Source organism: Acidovorax sp. MR-S7 (assembly GCF_000400995.2).
Lineage (GTDB): Bacteria > Pseudomonadota > Gammaproteobacteria > Burkholderiales > Burkholderiaceae_C > MR-S7.
In genome coordinates, this window is the sequence record NZ_DF238935.1 from 1 (window position 1) to 3037 (window position 3037).

Sequence of the window (3037 nt, forward strand, 5' to 3'; positions counted from 1 at the left end):
CGTAAGCGTCCGGCCAACCCATCTTGACCGGATGACTACAGGCGCAGCTTGCGCATGGCGGCATTGACGCCATTGAGGTCGAAGCCCGCTGGATCGAAGGGGCCACCATTCCATTTCCACATGTCCAGGTGCTGCGGATGCACTGGGTCCGTGATGGCCTGCAGGAAGTCGCTGTAGCCAGGTGGGCCACCCACGTCCTCGGGTGGGCAGGCATTGGCGCCCGCCACACACAACGGCCTGCGATTCTTCTCGCCAGGCTCCAAGGTGGCCTCCACCCGGATGCGGTGGCGCCAGTCGTCACCGAAGTCGTAGGTGTAGATGAACTCGCCGGTGCCGTCCGCCAGCACCGCCGCCAGGTCACACAGACGCTCATCTCGGGTCTCGATGCGGGAGGACCAGTCCGGATCAGAAGCGGCGTAGCGCACCTGGCCCACGGTGAAGGCGTGCAGGTGCGCGTTCTTCCAGCCCATGGCCGTCTGGATGACACGGTCGAGCTTGTCCAGCGTCAATGTGTCGGGCACCCACAGCCGCCGCCAGATGGCCGGCTCCAGGTATTCCAGTTCAACGTGCAGTTGATAGACGCGCTGCGGGGTGGAGGAGCGCCGAGGTTTCTTGAGCGTGCTCATTCCCCAAGGCTACCAGCCCTGGCGTCAGGTCGCGGGTTGCCAGCAATGCGGCAAGAGCTCCTCGATACGGCTGGCCCTATGCGTGGGCAGCCGTGTGAGGACGTCCCTGAGATAGGCATACGGATCGTGCCCGTTCATGCGCGCCGACTGGATCAGGCTCATCACCGCCGCCGCCCGCTGGCCCGCACGCAGGCTGCCGGCAAACAGCCAGTTGTTCCTGCCAATGGCGATCGGTCGGATCTGGTTCTCCATCCAGTTGTTGTCCACGGGCAGTTGGCCATCATCGACGAACCGGGTCAACGCCTCCCAGCGCCGCAGGCTGTAGTCCAGTGCCTTGGCGGTGGCCGATCCATCCGGCACCTTCTGGCGCTGCAGCTGCATCCATTCGTGCAAGGCGTCGAGCACCGGCTGGGTCTGCCTGCGCCGAATGTCCCGGCGCAGCGTGGCATCGAGCTCCCTGACCTCGCGCTCGATGTCGTAAACCCGGGCGAACTGCTGCAGCGCGAACTCGGCGATCTGACTCTTGTTGGCCGCGTGCAGGTCGAAGAATTTGCGGCGCGCATGCGCCAGGCAACCTACCTCCGTCACCCCGCTGGCGATCAACGCCTTGTAGCCGCTGAAGTCGTCACAGGTCAGGCTGCCTCTCCATTCCCCCAGGAATGCCCGGGCGTGCTCGCCGGCACGCGACTCACAGAAGTCGTAGACCACGGCTTTCATGTTCTCGAACGCCCCTGGAGCGTAGGCCCACAGGTAGGCGCGGTGCGTTTTACCCTCCCCCGGTTTGAGCATCGCCACCGGCGTCTCATCCGCGTGAAGCACGCAGCGTTGCAGGATCTCAGCCTTGAGCGCATCCACCAGCGGCTGTAGCCGCACCCCGCATGTGCCCACCCACTGCGCCAGGGTCGAGCGCGGGATGGCCAGCCCGGCACGCCCGAAGATCGCTTCCTGGCGGTACAGCGGCAGGTGATCGGCGTACTTGCCCACCAGCACCTGGGCCAGCAGGCCGGCGGTGGGGATGCCTTTGTCGATGACGTGAGCATCCACCGGCGCCTGGGTGATGGTTTCGCACTGGGAGCAGGCCCACTTGCCGCGGATGTGACGCTCCACGCTGAACACGCCCGGCACGTAGTCCAGCTTCTCGGCCACGTCCTCACCTATGCGTTTGAGCTGGCAGCCGCAACCCGGGGTACGGCAGGTGGTGGACTCGGGTTCGTGGTGAATGTCGCGGCGCGGCAGGTGCGCCGGGAGCGCAAGCCGCTTGGGCTGCTTCTTCTCCTGCAGGTTCGCCGCCGCTGGCTCCTGCTGCAGGGCGTCGATCTCGGTGGCCACGGCCGCCAGGTCGGCCTCGATCTCGTCTTCGAACAGGCTCTTCTGCTCGGGGTTGAAGCGCTCAGACTGTGCGGCGAACTTCATGCGCTTGAGCAGCGCATTCTCGTGGGTGAGCTTCTCCAGCAAGGCGCCCTGATGGCGCAGCTGCGTGATCAGGCGGGCAGCCATCTCGCGCAGTTGATCGGCGCTCAGCCCTTCCAGAGATTGCGGCTCCACCACCATGGCCGTCATGATGCCCGCACCGAAACGCGTGCACCATTGGCGCATGCACCAATTGGCAAGTACCCATCGCTGCCGGAGAGTCAGACCACGGTGATGACGCCGCCGTCGGCCAGGCGCTGCCAGGGCAGGCCCATGACCAGCGCATCGAGCTGCTGGCGCTGCAGCGCATGGTTGGAGCCACCGGCCAGGGGCCAGATGAACTTGCCCTGGTGCAGTCGGCGTGCGGCCAGCCAGATACCGATGCCGTCGTGCACCAGGATCTTGATGCGGTTGGCGCGTTTGTTGGCGAACAGGTAGGCATGGTGGGGATGGGCGGCGCCGAAGACGGCGATGACTCGGGCGAGTGCCGTATCCGTGCCGGCGCGCATGTCCAGCGGGGTGGTGGCCAGCCAGGCTGCGTCGATCCGGATCACCGAAGCCAATCCCGCAGCCAGTCCGCGCAGGACGACGACGCCTCGACAGGCCAGCTCACCGTGATAACGCCTGTGCCGCGCCGGATCTCGACGCGAATGTCCGCCGAGGGACTCCCCGCCACGCGAACAGGTGCGGCGTCCGCAACCTCAGGCGAGGGAAGGTTCAGCGGGATGAACGGATTGATGGGTTTGGGCGCCGCCGCCGGGTGCTCGCGTAGCCAGCGATGAACGATGTTGGCGTTGATGCCGTGGGCCAGGGCCACAGCCGCAATCGACGCGCCATCCGCCCGGCATTGCGCCACGACCTGGACCTTGAGTTCTGGACTGTAGAAGCGCCGCTTGGGGTTTGGGGCGATCGCCTCGTTCGCCATGGTGTGCATGATCTCCATCGTGCACACGATGCCTGCTCGAACAGGCTATCTCAAGATGGGTTTGCCGGACGCATAC

Annotated in this window: 4 protein-coding genes; all 4 read right to left on the reverse strand. The window is 65.8% G+C overall.

The window, feature by feature from the left end:
* Positions 1-35: 35 nt before the first annotated feature.
* The 4 genes from AVS7_RS13535 to AVS7_RS13550 all read right to left on the reverse strand — a co-directional run bounded on the left by AVS7_RS13535 (position 36) and on the right by AVS7_RS13550 (position 2979).
* Positions 36-626 (reverse strand): plasmid pRiA4b ORF-3 family protein, encoded by a 591-nt coding sequence (locus tag AVS7_RS13535; RefSeq protein ID WP_020228945.1) that lies wholly within the window; start codon positions 624-626, stop codon positions 36-38.
* A gap of 24 nt (positions 627-650) precedes the next feature.
* Entirely contained in the window at positions 651-2177 is a 1527-nt protein-coding gene (locus AVS7_RS13540; protein WP_034690937.1) for an IS66 family transposase, read from the reverse strand.
* 80 nt (positions 2178-2257) lie between these two features.
* Positions 2258-2590 carry an IS66 family insertion sequence element accessory protein TnpB gene (gene tnpB, locus AVS7_RS13545; protein ID WP_020228947.1) on the reverse strand — a complete coding sequence of 111 codons (333 nt, stop codon included), beginning with the start codon at positions 2588-2590 and terminating at the stop codon, positions 2258-2260.
* Positions 2587-2979, reverse strand: a complete 393-nt coding sequence (locus AVS7_RS13550; protein ID WP_020228948.1) for a helix-turn-helix domain-containing protein — start codon at positions 2977-2979, stop codon at positions 2587-2589. Before AVS7_RS13550 ends, tnpB begins: the two co-directional genes overlap by 4 nt.
* Between the last annotated feature and the right edge of the window lie 58 nt (positions 2980-3037).